The organism is Parapusillimonas granuli, from assembly GCF_013416525.1.
Classification (GTDB): domain Bacteria; phylum Pseudomonadota; class Gammaproteobacteria; order Burkholderiales; family Burkholderiaceae_B; genus Parapusillimonas; species Parapusillimonas granuli.
Window position 1 is genome coordinate 1 of sequence record NZ_JACCEM010000008.1, and the last position, 21,736, is coordinate 21,736.

Sequence of the window (21,736 nt, forward strand, 5' to 3'; positions counted from 1 at the left end):
AACTCTTCAGTTCAATTCCTGTAATCGTAAATTCCTCAAGCATCCAAAGACACTCGGGACATACGTCGCTTCACTCAAACGAAAAAGACAAGTGTTCTAATCTCTTAAAACCTTACTTCTTCATTTACTGTGAGCACTTGATAAATAACGTTGGCAAAAGCCCCTCGTGAAAGAGGCCTCGCTTGCGTCGCATTCCAAGCGCCCACACTTATCGGCTGTTTGATTGTTAAAGAACAAGGGTGATGGTCAACCGAAGCCCTAGCCTCGCCGCCCATCGGCACTTCCGCCCCCGCCTCGCCCGCCGGCTGCACTTGCGTGCCGCGCTGCGCTTGAAGCAGAGAAACGAGATTATGAAGCAGTTTTTTTAGGCTGTCAAATCGAAGACTTTCTGAAGTGCTCTCCCGAAAACCTCCTGCTTCGACTTCCCTTGCGCCGCAGTCCTTCGCCGCACAAGCCACCGCCCTTACCGCCCGCATGACCTCGCCGGTCTTGCCGCCCCGCCGCTCGCTAGGGAAAACCCTAGATCTCGATCAGCGAGGAACGGAACTATAGCATCAATTCTTCACCGCGTGCAAGTCCGTGTGCCCCAGCCACGACGAAAAAAAGCACCAGGCCCGGCAAGCCCTTGATTTCCATGCGTTTGCCGCGGCGGCGCGGGCACGCCCGCCGCCTCACGCGGTCACACCGCTCACACCGCCAGCACCGTCGTCTCCTTGATGCGCTGCAGAGTGAAGCTCGACCGCATATCGACGACCGCCGGATGCTGCATGAGCTTGTCCATGGCGAAACGCGAGAACTCGGCCAGGTCGCCGACCTGCACTCTAAGCAAATAGTCCATGTCGCCGGACATTGCATAGCACTCCACCACTTCGGGCCAGGTCTGCACGTCCCGGGCGAAGTCGGACACCGGCGCATGGGTTGCACGGAAGACCTTGTTCAGGCGGATGGTGACGTAGGCCAGCAACTTGAGCCCCACCTTGTCGGGATTCACCAGCGCCACATAGCTTTCTATATAGCCTTCCTCTTCCAGGCGCCGCACCCGCCGCAGGCAGGGGCTGGGCGACAGCGACACCCGATCAGCGAGATCCTGGTTGCTGATGCGGCCATTGCGCTGCAATTCCATCAAAATACGCCGGTCTGTTTTATCTAAGTCATTTTGTGACATAAACCACCACCAAATAATTCATCCCAAGTAGATTATTGCTCAATAATGGCAATTTGGATGCATGTTGGCAATCTCCTGCCAGCGTTTTTTCTTAGAATTTCTCCATCACCTTTTGTTGATGCACATCAAATCAATACGACGGAGCAAGGACGATGACAAACAGTTTTCAAGCATGGGACAACCCCATGGGCACCGCGGGTTTCGAATTCATCGAATACACCGCCCCGGACCCGGTGGCGCTGGGCAAGGTATTCGAGGCGCTCGGCTTCAAGGCGATCGCCCGCCATCGCAACAAGAACGTGACCCTGTATCGGCAGGGCGGCATCAATTTCCTGATCAATGCCGAACCCGACTCCTTCGCACAGCGCTTCGCGCGCCTGCATGGGCCGTCCATCTGCGCCATTGCCTTTCGCGTCCAGGACGCGGCCAAGGCCTATAAGCGCGCACTCGAATTGGGCGCCTGGGGCTTCGATTCACGCAGCGGCCCCATGGAGCTGAACATTCCGGCCATCAAGGGCATAGGCGACTCCCTGATCTACCTCGTCGATCGCTGGAACGGCAAGAAGGGGCATGGCGGGATTGGCGACATCAGCATCTATGACGTGGATTTCGAACCCATCGACGCATCCACCGCCACCGAGGACGTCGCGCACAAAGGCGCGGGGCTGACCTTGGTCGACCACCTGACCCACAATGTGCACAAAGGCCGCATGGAAGAGTGGGCGGAGTTCTACGAGCGCCTGTTCAATTTCCGCGAGATCCGTTATTTCGACATAGAAGGCAAGGTCACGGGCGTGAAGTCCAAGGCCATGACCTCGCCTTGCGGCACGATACGGATCCCGATCAACGAAGAAGGCACCGAGGAAAAAGGCCAGATCCAGGAATACCTGGACCTGTATCGCGGCGAAGGCATACAGCACATCGCGCTGGCGACCGACAATATCTACGATACGGTGGAAAAGCTCAGGACCGCCGGCCTTCAGTTCCTGGATACGCCGGACACCTATTATGAACTGCTGGACCGCCGCCTGCCCAATCATGGCGAAGACGTCGCGCGGCTGCGCAAGAACAAGATACTGCTCGACGGCACCGACGACGGCGGCTTGCTGCTGCAGATCTTCACGGAAAACCAGATCGGCCCGATCTTCTTCGAAATCATCCAGCGCAAGGGGAATGACGGCTTCGGCGAAGGGAATTTCAAGGCGCTGTTCGAATCCATCGAGCTGGACCAGATGCGCCGCGGCGTATTGAAATCCGTGGACTGACCGCGGGGCTCGGCCGGGCTTCGCCCCATGCGTCGGCCGGCGCAGCGGGCGATGCGCCGGCCGCCCGGGCAAGCTTCCCCGCAAACGGCTAGAATCCTGAGGTTCATGGGGGAAGTGGGATGCTTGCGTATCTGAAAGCGCTTGCCAAGCGCAGCTGGCGGCTGTTCATCACGGTGACCAAGGTGATGCTGCCTGTGATGATCATCGTGAAGATCGCCGACCTTTTCGGTCTGGTCGACTTGGTGGGGCGGCTGATCGCACCCGCCATGTCCTTGCTGCACCTGCCGCCCGAGGCAGGCATCATCTGGGCCACCACCGTGCTTACCGGCATCTACGGCGGCATCGCGACCCTCAGCAGCCTGCCGTCCCCGCCCGACATGAGCGTCGCGCAGGTCAGCGCGCTCTGCGCCATGATGCTGTTCGCCCACGCCATTCCGGTGGAACAGGCCATCGTCCGCCGCGCGGGCGCCGGGTTCGGGGTCACCGCCGCCTTGCGCATCGGCACCGCCGTCTTCTATGGCGGCCTGGTTTCATGGGTGTGCCATCTGACGGGCGCGCTGTCCGAGCCGCTTTCTTTCGACTGGCTGCGCGGCTCCGAGGTCATCGCGGCGGATGCGGGCTCTCCTTTCTTCGGCTGGGTGCAGTCCACGGCGTTCTCGCTGGGCCTGACTTTGTGCATCATCTTCGTGCTGGTGGTCGCCCTGGACTTGCTCGACCGCCTTGGCATCACGCGCCGCTTCACCCGGCTGATGATGCCGCTGCTGCGGGTTTCGGGGCTCGACGCCAATGTGGCGCCGGTCACGACGGTGGGGGTTCTGCTCGGCCTTACTTATGGCGGCGCGCTGATCATCGAGGAAGCCGAGAAACAGAACTTCCCGGCGCGCACGCGCTTCCTGGCCTTGTCGTGGCTTTGCCTGTCGCATTCCTTGATCGAGGACACGCTGCTGTTGCTGGCGCTGGGCGCGGATATCTGGATCGTCCTGGTGGGCCGCGTGGCGCTCACGCTGCTCATCGTGGCGGCGCTGGCGCGGCTGACGAATCGGGGGAACTGGCGGAGCATTCCCGCAACGGGTGCCGGGCAGGCCTGAGTTCCGGCGCCTTGCGCGGCCCGGGCAAACCGCCCGGCCGCCTATTGCGCCAGCAAATGCGCATACCGCTGCCGGAACTTCGCAAGCTTCGGAGAAATCACGGCCTGGCAATAGCCTTGATAAGGATTGCGCGCAAAATAATCGTGGTGGTAGTCCTCGGCCGGCCAGAACTTTTCCGCGCCAAGCAAACGGGTGACGATGGCCTGGCCCGTCTCGGCCTGCAGCTCCGCGATCAATGACTCGGCGACCGCCCGCTGCGCCGGCGACTGGCAGAAAATGGCCGATGCATATTGCGGGCCCACGTCGGCGCCCTGCCGATCCGGCGTCGTTGGATCATGGACGGCGAAGAACACGCGCAACACCGTTTCGTAATCGACGACCTGCGGGTCGAATTCCACACGCACGACCTCGATGTGCCCGGTGGTCTTGGTGCAGACCTGCTCATAGCTCGGGTCATCGACATGCCCGCCGCTGTACCCGGGCGTGACGTCCGCCACGCCGCGCATGGCCTTGAAAACCGGCTCGATGCACCAGAAGCACCCGCCGCCCAATATCGCAATTTCCGTCATGATGCCCGATTCCTATTCGACCTTGGCCGCCCGCTTGTCGGCCAGCGACAATATCCACGCCGCAAGCAGCTGCGCATTGGCGGGACTGACTTGCGGCTGGGCGGGCATGGGCACCGCGCCCCAGCGCCCCCGCCCGCCGCGGATGATGGCGTTGGCCAGATACGGCACCGCGGCCTCCTGGCCCGCGAATCTTTCCGCGATGACTTCAAAAGACGGGCCGACACGCTTTTTATCGACCTGATGACAGGCCATGCAATTGCTCGCCTGCGCCAGCGCCAGGCCGGTGGTGGACTGCCCCTGGGCGGCGCCGACCCAGAAAAAGCCGGCAACGCCTAACGAAACGATACTGAAAAACGAACGCATAAACCAACCCGGTGATCATTGAATAAGCCGTGGCGCCGCCCGATGCCCGAGGGCGTATCGGGTATTATCGACGATATTCCGTAGAGACGACACCTTTCATATGCTGCACTACCCCCAAATCGACCCCGTCGCATTCCAGATCGGTCCCATCGCCGTCCATTGGTATGGGCTGATGTATCTGATCGGCTTCAGCCTGGTCTGGATGTTCGGCCGCTGGCGCATCCGGCGCGGGCTGTCCGACCTGACCCTGCGCGATCTCGAGGACTTGATCTTCTACAGCGTGCTCGGCGTCGTCGCCGGGGGCCGGCTGGGCTACGTGCTGTTCTACAAGCCGTCCGAATACCTGTCCGATCCCATCCAGGTCCTGTATCTGTGGCAGGGCGGCATGTCTTTCCATGGCGGCCTGATCGGCGTCATCGTGGTGCTGCTGCTGTTCGCGCGGCAGCGCGGCCGCAGCATGCTGGAAGTGGGCGATTTCATCGCGCCCTTGATTCCACTGGGGCTGGCCGCCGGGCGCCTGGGCAACTTCATCAACGGGGAGCTCTGGGGCAGGCCGACCCAGGCGCCTTGGGGCATGGTCTTCCCGCAGGCGGGCGACAGCATCGCCAGGCACCCTTCGCAGCTGTACGAGATGGCGCTGGAGGGCTTCGTGCTGTTCGCCGTCTTGTGGTGGTTCGCGCGCAAGCCGCGCCCCACGGGGCAGGTCAGCGCCCTGTTCCTGATAGGCTACGGCGCGTTCCGCTTCATGGTGGAATACACCCGCGAGCCCGACTACTACCTGGGCTTGCTGGCGGGCGGCCTGTCGATGGGGCAGTTGCTTTCCCTGCCCATGATCCTGGCCGGCGCGCTTATTTTTGTTCTGAGCGCAAGAAGATCTCGCCCCGCACCGTGACCGTGACGCGTTCCGTGCCGCCTTCCAGCGGCACCGCAGCGTCCGCCGACTTGGCCATCATCATTGCCCGGGGCGCGGCTTCGAAACGCGTGCCGGCGCCGCCGAGGTCGATCTTCTTGATGGTGTAGCCGGCAAAGCCGAACGCCGAGGCCAGCGCCTGGGCGCGGTCGCGGAATGCCTTGGCGGCGCTTTCCAGCAGCGCCTCTTCCTGCTTGGCCCGCGCTTCGGGCGACACCGAGAACGCGAGATTGGAAATGGGCATGCGGTCGGAGAATTTCGAGGCGAGTTCGGATGCGGCGGCAAAGTCGCTGGACTGAAGCACGATTTCGCCGCGCCCGCGCCAGTTGGATATTTTTCCGTCCTTGTCGTTCATGGGCCAGATGTTGTAGTTGCCCGTACTGACCTTGATGCCCTGGTGGCCTTTGGCCTGCGCCATGACGCCGTCCATGACCTGGGCAAGCGCCGCTGCCACGGCCGCCTGGGTCGATTCGCTGACCTCGGAAGCCAGGGTGATCCTGACCGTGTCGTGCGGGATTTCCGCCGCGGCCTCGGCCTGCAGGCTGGCCTGCGGCCAGGCCTCGCGGTATGCCGGGTGCCGGGGGCCGTCGGCCCGCGGAGCCGCCTGCGCCACGGCGCAAAGCGATGCGGCGAGCGCCGCGGCGCCCAGCGCCGACGCCAACAAACGTTTACGTTTCTGTACGGAAAGATGCATGCGGCCACCCCAAAAAAGGAAAGCCCGTCCGGAGGACGAGCTTAGTTTTATTGCCCCGCCTGTGCCGTCAAGGCCGGCATCCCGGAACCTGAGGTTCAAGGTGGTCGCCATCAGCCAAGCTTCGGGTTCTCCAGTTAAGGAGAGCACGCCCACTTGTCAATCCGGCAACCTAATGCCATAGCATTGGTTCAAGGAATATTGGCCGAGTCACGAACACGGCAGGGACTAACCGTTGAATACGCCATGGCGTATCCGTGAAAATCTGTATGCACCCATTATACCTAAGTCGGGCCGGATGTTTTCAGGCCGGCGACCTGGTCGAGCATTTCGTGCATGCCTTCAATTTTACGCTTGAAATCGCCAAGCGCAACATTGCTGAGCGGCCCGTCGGGCGCGCGCATGGTCAAGAGTTCGCCGGCGATCTGTATGGCCGCCATGACGGCGATGCGTTCATTGCTGGAGACTTTTCCAGAGCCTTTCACGGCCAGCATGCGCTGGTCGACATGGCGCACCGCGGCCAGCAACGCCTCTTTTTCAGAGGGCAGGCAAGCCAGGGAATAATCGCGCCCCAAGATGGATACGTCGATGCGTTCCATAACCGCTACTCCTGCGGCGCCCCGGGCAGGCGCATCAATATTGAATCAATCTGTTCGCGCGCCTTGGCGGCGACGCCGCGCAGGCGCGAGGAATCGGCCTCGCTGGCGGACAGCCGCCCCCGCAGGGCCTCGGCTTCCGTCTTGTAGCGCGACAGTTCTGCGTGCAGCTGGGCCTGCAGGGCGTCCGATTCGGACTTGGCCGCGGCGAGCGCCGCCTGCGCTTCGTTGCGCACGGCCTGCAACTGTGCTTCGTGGTCGGCCATGCGTTCCGAGGCGGAGGAATATTCCGCGTCGCGGCGGTGAAGTTCGTCGCGCAACGCATTGCGCTCTTGCTCGAGGGTATGCAGCCGGGCCTGATGCGCGGCGCATTCGGCCTGAAGCTGCCGCGCAAGCTGCACCAGTTGCCCGACACGGGCGGCGAGGAAATCGAGATCTTGCAACATGGGCGTTATCGTAAACCATCCGGCGACGATCTGGGTAGGGAAAAGTGGGCGGCTGTCATAACCTTTCACCCCTCTTTCCGTTACCTTTCAAAATTCTTTCATTTGGGTCGGTATTACGCCTCATTTGCTACGGGAATATGTAAAAAACCAGAATTTTACGGGTTAACCCTAGATAACTGAGGGGAAATCTGGGTTTTCAGCCCCCTTCCCGTCAATTACCATGCCTCACCTTCGAGATTCGGGCTCCCGAACTCTGTCGCGCGGAAAACCGTCGGCGGTGCCAGGGGCGCTCCGGCTTTCAGTTTCATCATGCTGTCGGGGAGATTTCATCAACATGCAGCTCAAAAACAAACAGGACTTCTGGTCCGGCATAATGTTCGTCGCCCTAGGCGTCGGATTCGCACTGGGTGCCACCAATTATTCAATGGGTACCGCCGCCCGCATGGGCCCGGGGTACTTCCCCTTCTGGCTGGGCGTGCTCCTGGCTCTGCTCGGCGCCATCGTCGCGCTGACCGCGATGTCGCCCAAGGCAGAGGAAACCGAAGTCGAACGCTTCGACTGGAAGATCACCATCGTCATCATCGGCTCGGTCGCGCTTTGCGGCATCGTCTTCGACTTCCTGGGCGTCTACCTGTCCGTCTTCCTGCTGGTTTTCCTCAGCAGCATGGCCAGCCACCAGTTCAGCTGGAAAGTGGCCGGCCTTACCGGAATATTCCTCGTACTGTTCGTGTGGCTCGCCTTCATCAAGGGGCTCGGCCTGATTTTCCCGCTGTGGCCCAGCTTTATCGGCAATTAAGGAGCCTTGAAACATGGAATTGTTTGAACACCTGGCGTTGGGCTTCTCGGTCGCCCTCAGCATGGAAAACATCGTGTACTGCCTGCTGGGATGTCTGCTGGGCACCCTGATCGGCGTGCTTCCCGGCATCGGTCCGGTGCCGACCATCGCGATGCTGCTGCCCATCACCTACGTGCTGCCGCCCGTCGCCGGCCTGATCATGCTGGCCGGCATCTACTACGGCGCGCAGTACGGCGGCTCCACCACGGCCATTCTCGTGGCGCTGCCCGGCGAAACCGCCGCGGTGGTCACGGTGCTGGACGGCCACCAAATGGCCCGCAACGGCCGGGCCGGCGCGGCCCTGGCCATCGCGGCCCTGGGCTCGTTCTTCGCCGGCTGCGTCGCCACCATCCTGCTGGCGGGCTTCGCCCCTCCCCTGGCCGAAGTCGCCTTCAAGTTCGGCCCGGCGGAATACTTCTCGCTGATGGTGCTGGGCCTGATCGGCGCCGTGGTGCTTGCCTCCGGCTCGCTGCCCAAGGCGATCTGCATGATTCTGCTCGGCCTGCTGCTGGGCATGATCGGCACCGACGTGAACTCCGGCGTGGCCCGCTATGATTTCGGCATCCCCGAGCTGCAGGACGGCATCGACTTCGCCGTGGTGGCGATGGGCGTGTTCGGTTTCTCGGAAATCATGACCAACCTGGAACTGAAAGACCAGCGCGTCGACATCACCGGCAAAGTGGGCAGCCTGTATCCCAACAAGCAGGAATTCAAGGAAGCCTGGCCCGCATGCGTGCGCGGCACTGCCCTGGGTTCGGCACTGGGCATCCTGCCCGGCGGCGGCGCGGTGCTGTCCTCGTTCGCGTCCTACACTCTGGAAAAGAAGATCTCCAAGAATCCGGAGCGCTTCGGCAAAGGCCACCCCGCCGGCCTGGCCGGTCCGGAATCGGCCAACAACGCCGCGGCGCAGACCTCGTTCATCCCGCTGCTCACTCTGGGCATTCCCGGCAACGCCGTGACCGCCCTGATGATCGGCGCCATGACCATCCACAACATCCAGCCCGGCCCCCAGGTCATGACCAGCCACCCCGAGCTGTTCTGGGGCCTGATCGTGTCCATGTGGATCGGCAACCTGATGCTGATCATCCTGAACCTGCCGCTGGTCGGTCTGTGGATCAAGCTGCTGCGCGTGCCCTACCGGATCCTGTTCCCCGCCATTCTGGTGTTCTGCACGATCGGCGTGTATTCGCTGAACTACAACGTGTTCGACATCTGGATGACGGCGGCTTTCGGCTTCATCGGCTATGTCTGGGCCAAGCTCAAGTGTGAAGGCGCGCCCCTGCTTCTGGGCCTGGTGCTGGGTCCCATGATGGAAGAAAACTTCCGTCGCGCCCTGCTGCTGGCGCGCGGCGACTACACCACCTTCGTCACGCGTCCGCTGTCGCTGTCGCTGCTGGTGGCCGCCGCCTTCCTGGTGGTCCTGGTGGCCCTGCCTTCCATCAAGAAGAAGCGACAAGAGACATTCGTCGAAGAAGGCTGACGCCGGCGCTCGATCCCGCTCCCTCTGCCAAAAAACCCACCCGCGCGGTGGGTTTTTTGCGTCGGCAATGAGGTAACCTTATAGGCGCTGCAAAAAAACCAATATTCAACCTATGGAGAACAACGATATGCCTTCCATCAATGCCAGGACCTACGAAACCCAGCCTTCAGCCAAGGTCGCCTTTCTGGGCCTGGGCGTCATGGGCTTCCCCATGGCGGGGCATCTGGCCAAAGCCGGCCATTCCGTTACGGTCTACAACCGCACTTACGCCAAGGCGGAACATTGGGTCCAGGAATTCGGCGGCAGCGCCGCGCGCACGCCGCGCGAAGCCGTGCGGGGCGCAAGCATGGTGTTCTGCTGCGTCGGCAACGACGACGACCTGCGCAGCGTGGTGCTGGGCGAAAACGGCGCATTGGCCGGCATGGATGAAGGCTCGATCTTCGTGGACCACACCACCGCTTCGGCCGAAGTCGCGCGCGAACTGTACGCGCTGGCCAAGGAAAAAGGCGTGGGCTTCATCGACGCACCGGTGTCGGGCGGCCAGGCGGGCGCGGTCAACGGCAAGCTCACCGTCATGTGCGGGGGGGAACAGGCCAGGTTCGACGCCATACGGCCCCTGGCGCTGAATTTCGCCCAGGCCGTCACGCTGCTGGGCGAGCCCGGCGCGGGCCAGCTGTGCAAGATGGTCAACCAGATCTGCATCGCCGGGCTGGTGCAGGGGCTTTCCGAAGGCATTGCCTTCGGCCAGGCGGCGGGGCTGGACATGTCCAAGGTGCTGCAGGTGATCAGCAAGGGCGCCGCCCAGAGCTGGCAAATGGAAAACCGCGGCAGCACCATGATCGAAGACAAGTTCGACTTCGGCTTCGCCGTCGACTGGATGCGCAAGGACCTGGGCCTGGTGCTGGACGAAGCCAAGCGCAACGGCGCGCGCGTTCCCGTCACGGCGCTGGTGGATCAGTTCTACGCCGACGTCCAGCACATGGGCGGCAACCGCTGGGACACCTCCAGCCTGATCAAGCGGCTGCGCTGACCCCGGCGGCAAGGCGGCTCAGGCCTTGTAGCGCGGCACTTTCAGGGTTGCGCACAGGCCGACGCCGCCGTCCGCCGACGGCTCCCCGTCCGTCAGCACGATGGTGCCCCGGTTGCGCTGCGCATAGGCCAGCGCAATCGCCAGCCCCAGCCCCGACCCGCTGCCCGGCGCGCCTCTGCGGCCGCTGCTGGTGCCGCGATCGAACCGCATGAATACGCTGTCGCGCAGCGATGGATCCAGCCCGACGCCGTTGTCGCACACGCTGACCCACGCGTCCTGCTCGTCGGCGCCGGCCGACACCGTGATGGTGCAGCCATCGCCCGCGTGGTTGATGGCGTTGTGCACCAGGTTGGCGATGGATTCATGCAGTTCGGCGTCGCTGCCCAGCACCCAGGTCCGGGGCAGGCCCGCGCTGTCGTCGCGGCTCGACCACCCCGCGACGCAGTCCACCCAGCCCAGGTCCTGGTTGCGTTCCCGGGCCAGGGGCAAATACTGAAGAACGACTTCACGCGCAAGCGCGCTCAGGTCGACGAGCGACTGGGGCGCGGCATCGTTGCGGCTGGCATGCGCGAGCGACAGCAGCTGTTCCGTCAGGCGGGAAGCCTGGCCGAGCTGGCGGATGATGGCATCCAGGGTGTCGCGCATGCGCTGGATGTCGGGTTCGCGCTTGGCGTATTGAGCCTGGGTGCGCATGATGGCAAGCGGCGTGCGCAATTGGTGCGAAGCGTCGGCCAGGAATTGCGCCTGCTTGGCCAGCACGCGGCGATACAGGTCGATGTGGTGGTTCACCGCCTCGACCAGGGGGACGACCTCGCGCGGGACCTGCTCCGCGTCGAGCGGGCTCAGGTTGTCCACGTCGCGCGACTTGATCTCGCGCCGTAGTTCGATCAGCGGCCGCAAGGCCCATTGCACGCTGACCCACACCAGCAGAACCGCCAGTATCAGCATGCGGCCGTCGCGGAACAGGCCGTGCCGCCATGCCTCTTGCTGGGTGCGCAGACGCATGTCCAGGCTTTCGCCCACGATGACCAGCACCTGCCGCCGCACGCCGTTCAGGTGCAGGTCGCGCCACAGCGCCAGCAGGCGCAGGTGATCGTTGCGGTACATGGCGTTGTAGAAAATGGGCATGCCTTCGTTGTCGGCCAGGAATTCCGGCTTCGGCAGGCCCTGCATGCCCAGCATGGTCCGCCCTTCCAGGTTCTTGGCGGGCGCGCCCGCCAGGTTCAGGACGATGGGGGATATTTCCTCTACCCGGAAATACTTGCGGTTGCCGGCGCGCGATTCGAGCATCACCTGGGCGTAAAAAGGCGGATCGATGCGCAACGAGCCGTCGGGATTGAATTCGATGCTGGTCTCCAGCACTTTGGCGGGTTCCAGCAGGGCGCTGTCGTAGACTTCTTCGGTCACGGCATTGAGCGCCTGGTAGTCCTTCACGCTGTCGAACAGCAACAGGCCGATGGTGCCGGGGATGAGCAGGACCAGCAGCCAGAACCGCATGCTGCCGCGCGAGGCTTGCGAAAACCAGCGCATCATCACGGATCGACGCTCAGGCTTTCCAGCATGTAGCCCAGGCCGCGCACCGTCACGATGCGGACGTCGCTGCCCGCCAGCTTCTTGCGCAATCTGTGCAGCACGACTTCGATGGCGTCGGGGCTGGTGTCACTGTCGTGATCGAACACCCTGCTGAACAGCTGCGCCTTGTCCATGGGCGCGCCGCTGCGCGTGATGAGGGCTGCCAGGGCCGCATGTTCGCGCGGCGTGAGATGCAAGATGGCGCCGTCCAGGGAGAACGCGCGGCTTTCACTGTCGTAGACCAGCGACCCGCAGTGCATTTGCGGCACCAGCCGGCCGCGGCTGCGCCGCACCAGCGCGGCCAGCCGGGCCTCCAATTCTTCGAGCGCGAAAGGCTTGGAAAGGAAATCGTCGGCGCCCAGGTTCAGGCCGCGCACCCGGTCCTGCAAAGCCCCTTGCGCGGTCAGGATGAGCACCGGGGTGATGTCGCCCCGATTGCGCATTTCGCGCAGGAGCACCAGGCCGTGCTTGTCGGGCAGGCGCAAGTCCATGATGACGGCGTCGTACTCGGACATGCTGAGCAGATGCTCGGCCGTCTGGGCGTCGTGCGCGTGGTCGGGCACGAAGCCGCTTTGAGCGAGGGCGCGTTCCAGCCACGCCGCCATCTCGCGTTCGTCTTCAACCAGCAGTACGCGCATGGCCTTTGGCGTCCGCTGCGGGCAGCGCGCGTGGATGCTGCCCACGCTGGCGCAGATAGCGGGTTTCTTGGCCGCGCTTGAAGAGGATCATGGCCAGTTCGTTCAAGGCGAGGGTATAGACCTCGCGCTTGAACTCGATGACGGCATCCAGCGGCACCCAGTACTGGCTCCAGCGCCAGGCGTCGAACTCGGGGTTATGCGTTGCACGCAGGCAGACGTCGGAATCGCGGCCCACCATGCGCAGCAAAAACCAGATCTGTTTCTGCCCCTTGTAGTGTCCCCGCGATTCACGCCGGACGAAATTACTTGGAACGTTATAGCGCAGCCAATCGCGCGTCCGCCCTAATATGCGTACATGCTCCGGTCGGAGGCCGACTTCTTCGTGCAGCTCGCGATACATAGCCTGGACGGGGCTTTCCCCGTACTTGATGCCGCCTTGCGGAAACTGCCATGCGTGCTCCCGAATACGTTTGCCCCAGAAAACCTCGTTTTTCTGATTTACGAGGATAATGCCGACATTAGGACGGTAGCCTTCACGGTCTAACATGGGCCACCCCAAAGCGAATTCAATACAATTACCGTTGATTATACGTATCTGTCGAGATCCTCACCATGCATGCAAGCAAGTATCACATAAACACCCTGAAAGAAGCACCCGCGGAAGCGGAAGTAAAAAGCCATCAGCTGATGACACGCGCCGGGATGATCCGCAAGGCGGCGGGCGGGATCTACACTTACATGCCCCTGGGCCTGAAGGTCCTGCGCAAGATAGAAGGCATCGTGCGCGAGGAAATGAACCGGGCGGGCGCCATCGAGCTGCTGATGCCCGTGGTGCAGCCCGCCGAGCTCTGGATGGAATCGGGCCGTTGGGAACAATATGGGGCCGAACTGCTGAGAATCAAAGACAGGCACCAGCGCGACTTCGTGCTCCAGCCCACGTCCGAAGAGGTCATCACCGACATCGCGCGCAACGAGATCCACAGCTGGAGGCAGCTGCCGCTGAATTTCTATCACATCCAGACCAAGTTCCGCGACGAGCGCCGGCCGCGCTTCGGCCTGATGCGGGGGCGCGAGTTCACCATGAAGGACGCCTATTCCTTCGACCGCGACGAGGCTTCGGCGCAAGCCAGCTACGACGCGATGTTCCAGGCCTACATGCGCATCTTCGAGCGGCTGGGGCTGGAATTCCGGGCGGTGGCCGCGGACACCGGCTCGATCGGCGGTTCGCGCAGCCATGAATTCCAGGTCATCGCGGACACCGGCGAAGACCTGGTCGTCTACAACCCGGCCAGCCAGTACGCCGCCAACATCGAGCTGGCGGAAGCGCCCTGCCTGATCGCCGAGCGCGCCGCGCCGGCGCAGGCCCTGACGAAAACCGCCACGCCCGACGCCCCCAAGTGCGAGCTCGTCGCCGAGCAATTGGGGCTGCCGCTGGCGCGGACCGTCAAGTCCATCGTCCTGGCCACCGACGACCCCGAGGGCAAGCAGCAGGCCCGCATCTGGCTGCTGCTGCTGCGCGGCGACCACGAGCTCAATGAAGTCAAGACCGGCAAGCTGCCCGGCTTCGAAAACGGATACCGTTTCGCCACGGAAGCCGAGATCCTGGAAACCTTCGGCTGCGTGCCGGGCTATCTGGGGCCCGTCGACACCGCCAAGCCCGTCAGCGTGATCGCCGACCTGACCGTCGCCCACATGAGCGACTTCGTCTGCGGGGCCAACGAAGAAGGCTACCATTACACCGGCGTCAACTGGGGCCGCGACCTGCCCGAGCCCGCCAAGGCCGATTTGCGCAACGTCGTTTCTGGCGACCCGGATCCGCAAGGCGGCGTCCTGGCCATCCAGCGCGGCATCGAAGTCGGCCATGTGTTCTTCCTGGGCGACAAATACTCCAAGGCCCTGAACGCCACCTTCCTGGAAACCGACGGCAAGCCGGCCGTGCTGCAAATGGGCTGCTACGGCATCGGCATCAGCCGCATCGCCGCGGCGGCCATCGAACAGAACCACGACGACAAGGGCATCATCTGGCCGCGCGCCATCGCGCCCTTCGAGGCCGTCATCTGCCCGATGAACCTGCATAAAAGTGAAACAGTCCGCAACGTCGCGGAAAAACTCTATCAAGAGCTGCAGGCAAGCGGCGTCGACGTCATGCTCGACGACCGCGACATCCGGCCCGGCATCATGTTCGCCGACTGGGAGCTCATCGGCGCGCCCCTGCGCATCACCATCGGCGATCGCGGCCTGAAGGACGGCATCGTCGAAATCCAGACCCGGCGCCAGGCGGCGGCCGACAAGATTCCGGTCGAGCAGGCGCTCGAATTCAGCCTGCAGCAGTTAAAATCCCTGTAACAGGCGCGGGCCGGTCATGCCGGCCCGCTTGTATTGGGGCCACCGGAAACCGTCCTGTCACACCGCTTAACCAAAGACATGCCACCAGACACAACCGTACAGAATTCAGAGCTGGATATTCGCGTATATTACGAGGACACGGACGCGGGCGGCGTGGTGTTCTACGCCAACTATCTAAAATTTTTCGAGCGTGGCCGCACGGAATGGCTGCGCCGGCTGGGCGTCAACCAGATCGAGCTCGCGGAAACCGCGCAACGCATATTCGTCGTAAAAAACGTTGAAATACAATACCGCAAACCGGCACGGCTAGATGACTTGCTCACGATACGCAGCGACATCACCCGCCTGGGCCGGGCATCCATTCATTTCAGGCAGGCGGCCGTCCGCGCCGGGGAACTGTTGTGCGAGAGCGATATCCAAATATGCTGCGTCGATACCGACAGCTTCCGCCCTGCCCCGCTTACCGATGAACTCAGAACCATACTGGAAAAGGCCAAGAAATAACCATGCAAGCCTCTAGCGACCTTTCGTTGCTTACATTGCTGATCGATGCCAGCATACCCGTACAGCTCGTCATGCTCATATTGCTGGGCATTTCCATTCTTTCCTGGACCTACATCTTCAGCAAACGCGCGGCGCTCAAGCGCGCCAACGACCAGACGCGGCGGTTCGAAGACGACTTCTGGGCGGGCGGCGACTTGTCCGTGCTGCAGCAGGCCATCGCCACCCGCCGTTCCGAGCACGGCGCCCTGGCCCGCATCTTCGACGCCGGCATGACGGAATTCATCAAGGCGCGGCGCAGCAACGGCGGCGGCGACGCCATGCTGGACGGCCCGCGCAGGGCCATGCGCGCCACCTACCAGCGCGAAATGGACAGCCTGGAATCCCACCTGAACTTCCTCGCCTCCGCCGGCTCGGTCAGCCCCTACATCGGGCTGCTGGGCACGGTCTGGGGCATCATGCATGCCTTCATGGGGCTGTCGTCCATGCAGCAGGCCACCCTGGCCGCCGTCGCGCCCGGCATCGCCGAAGCGCTGATCGCCACGGCCATCGGCCTGTTCGCGGCGATTCCGGCGGTGGTGGCCTACAACCGCTACACCAACGAGATCGACCGCCTGTCCATACGCTTCGACAGCTTCATCGACGAATTCCTCAATATCTTGCAACGTCAGGTTCGCTAATGCCATCCGTCCGTGGCGGCACAGGCCGCTCTCGCCGACTCAAGAACGAAATCAACGTCGTGCCCTACATCGACGTCATGCTGGTGCTGCTGGTCATCTTCATGGTGACCGCGCCCATGATCACCCCCGGGCTGATCGAGCTGCCTTCGGTCGGCCAGGCCTCCGAAGTGCGGTCGAAGCCGCTGGAGGTCCAGGTCGGCGAAGACGGAACGATCTCGCTGCGCATGCGCGATGCCGGCCAGGAATTTGAAAAAATCAACAGCCAGAACCTGGTCGCCGAGGTCAGGACACGCCTTACCGCCGATACCCCCGTGGTGATCGCCGCGGACGGGCGCGTGCCCTACGAAACGGTCATGAGGATCATGGACCAGCTGCGCAGCAACGGCATTTCCAAGCTGGGGCTGCTCGTCGACCAGAAGTCGGCTCCCGAACGGTGAACGAACCAGGCGGGCCGGCGCGGCAGGCCGCCGTTCGCGCCCCATACGCTACGCAATGAAGCAGACGAAGAAACATTCTCGCAAGCCGGTATACCGCAGCCCCGAACAGCAGGACGAACGTCGGGCGCTGGCCTATGCCGTGGCCATCCATGCCGCCTTGCTGCTGTTCATGCTCTTCGGCTTCATAGCGACGCCCAGCACGCCCAACCCCGTGCAGGTCGAGTTATGGGCCGACGGCACCACGCCCAGCGCGGCCGAGCCCGAAACCACCGAACAGGCCGCCGAACCCGACCAGGCCGAGCCCGAGGCGGAGCCTGAAACCGAACCCGAGCCGGAACCGGAGCCCCAGCCGGAGCCGGAACCCGCGCCGACCCCCGAACCGCCGCCGCCCCCGCCGCCCCCGCCGGCGCCCGCCGCGCCGACACCTCCGCCCGCGCCCCAGCCCGAGCCCGAAGTGGATCCCGATATCGCGCTGGAAGAAGCGCGCAAGAAGCGGGAAAAGGAACAGGAAGAGGCCCGGCTCGCCGCCGAGAAGGCGGCGGCGGAGAAGGCCGCCGCCGAAAAAGCCGCCGCCGAGAAAAAGGCCAAGGAAGAGGCCGCCAAGAAAGCCGCGGCCGAGAAAGCCGCCGCGGAGAAGGCCGCTGCCGAGAAGGCCGCTGCCGAGAAGGCCGCTGCCGAGAAGGCCGCTGCGGAAAAGGCTGCCGCCGAGAAGGCTGCCGCCGAGAAGGCTGCTGCGGAAAAGGCTGCTGCGGAAAAGGCTGCCGCCGAAAAAGCCGCGGCCGAGAAAGCCGCGGCTGAGAAAGCGGCTGCGGAAAAGGCTGCCGCCGAGAAAAAGGCCAAAGAGGAAGCGGCCAAGAAAGCCGCTGCCGAGAAGGCGGCCGCTGAAAAAGCCGCCGCCGAGAAGAAAGCCAAGGAAGAGGCCGCCAAGAAAGCCGCTGCAGAAAAGGCAGCGGCCGAAAAAGCCGCCGCGGAGAAGAAGGCCAAGGAGGAAGCCGCCAAGAAGGCTGCCGCCGAAAAAGCCGCGGCCGAGAAAGCCGCCGCCGAAAAGAAGGCCAAGGAAGAGGCCGCCAAGCGGGACGCGTTGCGGGCCGCGATGCGCGGCGACGCCCTGGGCGCCGCGGGCATACCGGGCGGCACCGCCGACCGCAACCAGAGCGGCGGCGCCGGCGGCGACGACGGCTACGCCTCCAAAGTGCGCGCCTGCATACGGCCGCGCGTGGTCTACAGCGTGCCCCCGCGGCAAGGATCCGCCAACCCGACAGTACAATATCTGGCAAGTCTCAAGCCAAATGGCACGGTCGAAAACGTAGTGATCCGCCGCTCATCAGGCAACCCTCGCTTCGACGAAGCAGTCAGGAAGGGCATACAGGCATGCTCGCCCTTCCCCAAACCGCCTTCCGGAAAGTATCCCTCCTCGATAGAGGGCGACTACCGAATGTACGACTAACAGGAGATAGTAGATATGACAGCCCTCACTCCAGCAACAATCGCCCCGTCCTCCCGATGGCGCGCATGGGCCATGGGTCTGGCTCTTGCGGCGGCCAGCCTGCTGGCCGCCAAGTCGGCGGACGCCCAATTGCGCGTCGACATTTCGGGCGTGGGCGCCACCCAGTACCCGATCGCCATCGCCGATTTCAGCGGCGCCACCGAAGGCCAGGCCGTCGCCGAAGTCATACGGGCGGACCTCACCCGTTCCGGGCAGTTCCAGCTGATCAACGCGGCCGGCGCGAGCCTGAACGCGGAAAGCTCCATCGCCTACGAAGACTGGCGCAACCGGGGCGCCGACTATGTGGCCTATGGCTCGATCAGCCAATCCGGCGGGCAATACAACGTCAGCTACCGGCTGGTGGATTCCGTGCGCCGCACCCAGCTCGACGGCGTCGCCTTCAGCGGCACCGAGAAGGAATTGCGCCGCATCTCCCACCAGATCGCCGACCGCATCTACGAGAAGATCACGGGCGTGCGCGGCGTGTTTTCCACTCGCCTGGCATACGTGTTGCAAACCGGCAACGGCTATGAGTTACAAATTGCAGACGCCGACGGCCAGAATCCGCAGGTGATGCTGCGCTCCAAGCAGTCCATCATATCGCCCGCCTGGTCGCCCGACGGCAAGCGCCTGGCCTATGTAAGCTTCGAACTGGGCAAGCCCGTGGTGTATGTACAAACCCTCGCAACCGGCCAGCGCGTGCCCTTGGCCAACTTCAAGGGCAACAACAGCGCGCCCGCCTGGTCGCCCGATGGGCAGCAGCTGGCCGTCGTGCTGTCGCGCGACGGGATCTCCCAGATCTACATCATCAACGCCGACGGCTCCGGCCTGCGGCGGGTGATGCGCTCGCCGCTGATCGACACGGAACCGCAATACACCCCCGACGGATCGTCGCTGATCTTCACCAGCGACCGCGGCGGCAATCCGCACATCTACAAGGTGCCCGTCAGCGGGGGCGAGGCCCAGCGCATCACCTTCAACGGCAGTTACAATATCTCACCGGCCATGTCGCCAGACGGCAATAACCTGGTGTACGTTACACGTAGAAATGGCGCATTCCGTATCGCGATGCAAAACATGGGCACCGGGTCCGAACAGCTGCTGACAGCCGGTCCTGATGACGAGTCGCCAAGCTTTGCACCGAACGGAATGCAAATCCTATATAGTTCCGTGCAGGGTGGCCGTAGCGTATTGGCCGTTACTTCAGTCGATGGCCGTGTCCGCCAGACACTCTCGACTCTCAACGGTAAAGTACGTGAACCAACATGGGGACCATTTACCAACTGATTTTAGTGTGACTCTTTTTCAAAGGAACTTAAATGAGCTCGCGCATTGCAAGAAGTCTGTCCATAGCCGCATTCGCCGCCACGCTGGCGGCATGCAGCTCGGTGCCTCTCGACCAGTCCGGTACCGGTACCGGAAGTGGCACGGACACCGCCGGCACCGGGCAGATCATGGACCCGTTCAATCCCCAAAGCCCGCTCGCCCAACAGCGTTCGGTCTACTTCGACTTCGACAGCTACACCGTGCCCGAACAGTACCGCAGCCTGGTCGAAATGCACTCGTCCTACCTCACGAGCCACGGCCAGCAAAAAATCCGCATCGAAGGCAATGCTGATGCGCGCGGAGGTTCGGAATACAATCTGGCATTGGGCCAACGCCGCTCCGACGCCGTCGCCCGCATGATGACGCTGCTGGGCGTCAACAGCAACCAGATCGAAGCGGTAAGCTTCGGCAAAGAGCGCCCGCGCGCTCTGGGCAACACCGAAGCGGACTACGCCGAGAACCGCCGCGCAGACATCGTCTATCAGCGATAATTGCGCGACTCGCCGCAATGACGCCGTGGCGGTGGACCGCCGCGGCGTTTTTTTTGCCACGGGCGGCAAGCCGGAAGCATTTTTTTAACGGAAGCAGATATGAGCCTTTATTCCAAGTCCCTGGGCACTCTTGCACTGGCTGCGGCGCTGTCCGGCCTGACGGCAGCGCCGGCCCATGCGTTTTCCGACGACGAAGCGCGCCGCGCCATACTCGAGCTGCGCGAGCAGATCAAGCAGATCACGGAACAGAACCGCCAGGCCCGCTTGCAGCTGGCCGATCAGCTCGAGAGCCTGCAGCACGAACTGGCCGGCATACGCGGCCAGATCGAGCAGCTGAACTGGCAGTCGGACCTGCAAAAGCGTTCCAGCGAGGACCAGAGCGGCGGCCACGCCGCCAAGGTCACCGATCCGCAGGAACAGGCGGCTTATGAAGGCCCCATGGGCCTCTTTCGCAGCGGCAAGTACAAAGAAGCCGCCGCCGCGTTCCAGACCTTCCTGGAGGCCTACCCGGACAGCCGGCTCGCGCCCGAAGCCCGCTTCTACCAGGGCAGCAGCCGCTACGCCAGCAAGGACTTCAAGGGCTCCATCAGCGGCCTGCAGCAAATGGTGCAGGCCACGCCCCAGGACCCGCGCGCGCCCGACGCGCTGCTGGTCATCGCGGCCAGCCAGATCGAGCTGAACGACCTGAAGGGCGCGAAGGCCAGCCTGCAGCGCATCGTCAAGGACTACCCGCAGACCTCCGCCGCCGAAACGGCCAAGAGCCGCCTGAAGCTGCTGCAGTAATGGCGACGGCGAGTCCCGCGCACACCGCCCACCGGGCGGCGTGGCGAAGGCGCGCGCGCCTGCTGGGCGCGGTGCTGGCCGCCATCTTGATCCTGGCGGTGCTCGACGTCCTGCTCGGCCCTTCCGGCATCGGCCTCGCCCAGCTTTGGCGCAGCGTCGCGGACCCGCAATCCGGCACGGCGCACGTCATTTTCTGGCATATTCGCCTGCCGCAGGCACTGATGGCGGTGCTCGTGGGCGCGGCGCTGGGGCTGGCCGGCGCGGAAATGCAGACCGTGCTCGACAACCCCCTGGCCAGCCCCTATACGCTCGGCGTGTCCTCGGCGGCGGCGCTGGGCGCAGCCCTGACTCTCGTCTTCCAATGGCGGCTGCCTTTGCTGTCCGTCGACCACACCCTCATCGTCAGCGCTTTCTCGCTCGCCCTGCTGTGCACGCTGACGCTCGACGCGGTCGCCAAGCGCGCCCGCATCGGCTCGGCCGGCATCGTGCTGTTCGGCATCGCGCTGGTGTTCGCCTTCAACGCCCTGCTGTCCCTGATCCAGCTGCTGGCCAATGCGGCGGCGCTGCAGGACCTGGTCTTCTGGATGATGGGCAGCCTGGCCCGCAGCGACTGGCCCAAGCTGACCGTCATGGCCGGCGTGCTGGCCGCCGTGTTTCCTTTCGCCCTGCGCAATGCCTGGCGCTTGACCGCCCTGCGCTTCGGCGACGCCCGGGCGGTGAGTTTCGGCGCGGATCCCGCGCGGACCAGGCGCTGGTCCCTGCTGCGCGTCAGCATGCTGGCCTCCGTGGCCGTGGCCCTGGTGGGCGTGATCGGCTTCATCGGCCTGATCGCGCCCCATGTCGCGCGCCGGCTGTGGGGCGAGGACCACCGCTGGTATCTGCCCGCCAGCGCCGCCACGGGCAGCCTGATTCTTCTCGGGGCCTCCGTCGCGGCCAAGCTCATCAGCGACCAGGTCGTCATTCCGGTCGGCATCGTCACCACGCTGGTCGGCATTCCCTTCTTCGTCATCGTCCTGACGCGCCGCCGCGCGTACTAGG

At 63.6% G+C, this 21,736-nt stretch carries 24 protein-coding genes and 1 other RNA gene; 15 read left to right on the plus strand and 10 right to left on the minus strand.

The genetic code is table 11. The features are described 5' to 3' along the window. Positions 1 to 688: 688 nt before the first annotated feature. Positions 689 to 1,165 (minus strand): Lrp/AsnC family transcriptional regulator, encoded by a 477-nt coding sequence (locus H0A72_RS14985; protein ID WP_180156754.1) that lies wholly within the window; start codon positions 1,163 to 1,165, stop codon positions 689 to 691. Between the two features lie 152 nt (positions 1,166 to 1,317). Between H0A72_RS14985 and hppD the strand changes: the two genes are divergently transcribed. Continuing rightward, positions 1,318 to 2,430: a 4-hydroxyphenylpyruvate dioxygenase gene (gene hppD / locus H0A72_RS14990; RefSeq protein ID WP_180156756.1), complete on the plus strand. Its 1,113-nt coding sequence runs from the start codon at positions 1,318 to 1,320 to the stop codon at positions 2,428 to 2,430. A gap of 119 nt (positions 2,431 to 2,549) precedes the next feature. Then, a complete protein-coding gene (locus H0A72_RS14995) occupies positions 2,550 to 3,518 on the plus strand; it encodes a nucleoside recognition domain-containing protein (protein ID WP_180156758.1) in 969 nt (322 codons plus the stop codon). 41 nt (positions 3,519 to 3,559) lie between these two features. On the opposite strand, the gene msrA is transcribed toward H0A72_RS14995, so the two are convergent. Both msrA and H0A72_RS15005 read right to left on the minus strand, forming a co-directional pair. Beyond that, the gene (gene msrA / locus H0A72_RS15000) at positions 3,560 to 4,087 is read right to left on the minus strand and encodes a peptide-methionine (S)-S-oxide reductase MsrA (RefSeq protein ID WP_180156760.1); all 528 of its coding nucleotides are present in this window, start codon (positions 4,085 to 4,087) and stop codon (positions 3,560 to 3,562) included. A gap of 12 nt (positions 4,088 to 4,099) precedes the next feature. Next, entirely contained in the window at positions 4,100 to 4,450 is a 351-nt protein-coding gene (locus tag H0A72_RS15005; protein ID WP_180156762.1) for a c-type cytochrome, read from the minus strand. A 100-nt stretch (positions 4,451 to 4,550) separates the two neighbouring features. On the opposite strand from H0A72_RS15005, the gene lgt reads away from it, so the two are divergent. Continuing rightward, the gene (lgt, locus tag H0A72_RS15010) at positions 4,551 to 5,342 is read left to right on the plus strand and encodes a prolipoprotein diacylglyceryl transferase (protein ID WP_180156764.1); all 792 of its coding nucleotides are present in this window, start codon (positions 4,551 to 4,553) and stop codon (positions 5,340 to 5,342) included. Here the strand turns inward: lgt and H0A72_RS15015 are convergent. The 4 genes from H0A72_RS15015 to H0A72_RS15030 all read right to left on the minus strand — a co-directional run bounded on the left by H0A72_RS15015 (position 5,299) and on the right by H0A72_RS15030 (position 7,093). Next, a complete protein-coding gene (locus H0A72_RS15015) occupies positions 5,299 to 6,054 on the minus strand; it encodes an SIMPL domain-containing protein (protein WP_180156766.1) in 756 nt (251 codons plus the stop codon). The two genes, lgt and H0A72_RS15015, sit on opposite strands and share 44 nt — an antisense overlap. A 48-nt stretch (positions 6,055 to 6,102) precedes the next feature. Next, positions 6,103 to 6,282: non-coding RNA, 6S RNA (ssrS, locus tag H0A72_RS15020), on the minus strand. A 53-nt stretch (positions 6,283 to 6,335) separates the two neighbouring features. Beyond that, a complete protein-coding gene (locus H0A72_RS15025; protein ID WP_180156768.1) occupies positions 6,336 to 6,650 on the minus strand; it encodes a cell division protein ZapA in 315 nt (104 codons plus the stop codon). A gap of 5 nt (positions 6,651 to 6,655) precedes the next feature. Continuing rightward, a complete protein-coding gene (locus H0A72_RS15030) occupies positions 6,656 to 7,093 on the minus strand; it encodes a hypothetical protein (RefSeq protein ID WP_218953349.1) in 438 nt (145 codons plus the stop codon). Between the two features lie 334 nt (positions 7,094 to 7,427). Between H0A72_RS15030 and H0A72_RS15035 the strand changes: the two genes are divergently transcribed. The 3 genes from H0A72_RS15035 (at position 7,428) to H0A72_RS15045 (ending at position 10,438) form a co-directional block, all read left to right on the plus strand. Then, entirely contained in the window at positions 7,428 to 7,889 is a 462-nt protein-coding gene (locus H0A72_RS15035; RefSeq protein ID WP_180156772.1) for a tripartite tricarboxylate transporter TctB family protein, read from the plus strand. Between the two features lie 13 nt (positions 7,890 to 7,902). Next, positions 7,903 to 9,408 (plus strand): tripartite tricarboxylate transporter permease, encoded by a 1,506-nt coding sequence (locus H0A72_RS15040; protein WP_180156773.1) that lies wholly within the window; start codon positions 7,903 to 7,905, stop codon positions 9,406 to 9,408. 127 nt (positions 9,409 to 9,535) lie between these two features. Next, on the plus strand, positions 9,536 to 10,438 hold the full coding sequence (locus H0A72_RS15045; protein ID WP_180156775.1) for an NAD(P)-dependent oxidoreductase: 903 nt from the start codon (positions 9,536 to 9,538) through the stop codon (positions 10,436 to 10,438). A gap of 18 nt (positions 10,439 to 10,456) precedes the next feature. On the opposite strand, the gene H0A72_RS15050 is transcribed toward H0A72_RS15045, so the two are convergent. The 3 genes from H0A72_RS15050 to H0A72_RS15060 are packed head-to-tail and all read right to left on the minus strand — an operon-like array spanning position 10,457 to position 13,195. Further along, positions 10,457 to 11,971 carry a sensor histidine kinase gene (locus tag H0A72_RS15050; RefSeq protein WP_180156777.1) on the minus strand — a complete coding sequence of 505 codons (1,515 nt, stop codon included), beginning with the start codon at positions 11,969 to 11,971 and terminating at the stop codon, positions 10,457 to 10,459. Continuing rightward, positions 11,971 to 12,648 carry a response regulator gene (locus H0A72_RS15055; RefSeq protein WP_180156779.1) on the minus strand — a complete coding sequence of 226 codons (678 nt, stop codon included), beginning with the start codon at positions 12,646 to 12,648 and terminating at the stop codon, positions 11,971 to 11,973. Before H0A72_RS15055 ends, H0A72_RS15050 begins: the two co-directional genes overlap by 1 nt. Further along, positions 12,629 to 13,195: an RNA pyrophosphohydrolase gene (locus tag H0A72_RS15060; protein WP_180156781.1), complete on the minus strand. Its 567-nt coding sequence runs from the start codon at positions 13,193 to 13,195 to the stop codon at positions 12,629 to 12,631. The genes H0A72_RS15055 and H0A72_RS15060 overlap by 20 nt, the downstream gene beginning before the upstream one ends. A 65-nt stretch (positions 13,196 to 13,260) precedes the next feature. Between H0A72_RS15060 and H0A72_RS15065 the strand changes: the two genes are divergently transcribed. The 9 genes from H0A72_RS15065 to H0A72_RS15105 all read left to right on the plus strand — a co-directional run bounded on the left by H0A72_RS15065 (position 13,261) and on the right by H0A72_RS15105 (position 21,735). Beyond that, a complete protein-coding gene (locus H0A72_RS15065; protein WP_180156783.1) occupies positions 13,261 to 14,994 on the plus strand; it encodes a proline--tRNA ligase in 1,734 nt (577 codons plus the stop codon). 78 nt (positions 14,995 to 15,072) lie between these two features. Continuing rightward, positions 15,073 to 15,498 (plus strand): tol-pal system-associated acyl-CoA thioesterase, encoded by a 426-nt coding sequence (gene ybgC, locus H0A72_RS15070; protein WP_180156785.1) that lies wholly within the window; start codon positions 15,073 to 15,075, stop codon positions 15,496 to 15,498. Positions 15,499 to 15,500: 2 nt separating this feature from the next. Next, a complete protein-coding gene (gene tolQ / locus H0A72_RS15075; protein ID WP_180156788.1) occupies positions 15,501 to 16,175 on the plus strand; it encodes a protein TolQ in 675 nt (224 codons plus the stop codon). Beyond that, positions 16,175 to 16,612 (plus strand): protein TolR, encoded by a 438-nt coding sequence (tolR, locus tag H0A72_RS15080; RefSeq protein WP_180156790.1) that lies wholly within the window; start codon positions 16,175 to 16,177, stop codon positions 16,610 to 16,612. Before tolQ ends, tolR begins: the two co-directional genes overlap by 1 nt. Before the next feature lie 55 nt (positions 16,613 to 16,667). Continuing rightward, positions 16,668 to 18,059: a cell envelope integrity protein TolA gene (tolA, locus tag H0A72_RS15085; RefSeq protein ID WP_180156792.1), complete on the plus strand. Its 1,392-nt coding sequence runs from the start codon at positions 16,668 to 16,670 to the stop codon at positions 18,057 to 18,059. Positions 18,060 to 18,131: 72 nt separating this feature from the next. After that, positions 18,132 to 19,385, plus strand: a complete 1,254-nt coding sequence (tolB, locus tag H0A72_RS15090; RefSeq protein WP_246436972.1) for a Tol-Pal system beta propeller repeat protein TolB — start codon at positions 18,132 to 18,134, stop codon at positions 19,383 to 19,385. 32 nt (positions 19,386 to 19,417) lie between these two features. Next, on the plus strand, positions 19,418 to 19,915 hold the full coding sequence (gene pal, locus H0A72_RS15095) for a peptidoglycan-associated lipoprotein Pal (protein ID WP_180156796.1): 498 nt from the start codon (positions 19,418 to 19,420) through the stop codon (positions 19,913 to 19,915). Between the two features lie 99 nt (positions 19,916 to 20,014). Beyond that, positions 20,015 to 20,698 (plus strand): tol-pal system protein YbgF, encoded by a 684-nt coding sequence (gene ybgF / locus H0A72_RS15100; protein ID WP_180156798.1) that lies wholly within the window; start codon positions 20,015 to 20,017, stop codon positions 20,696 to 20,698. Continuing rightward, positions 20,698 to 21,735, plus strand: coding sequence for a FecCD family ABC transporter permease (locus H0A72_RS15105; protein WP_180156800.1), 1,038 nt, complete (start codon positions 20,698 to 20,700; stop codon positions 21,733 to 21,735). Before ybgF ends, H0A72_RS15105 begins: the two co-directional genes overlap by 1 nt. The last annotated feature ends 1 nt before the right edge of the window (position 21,736 follow it).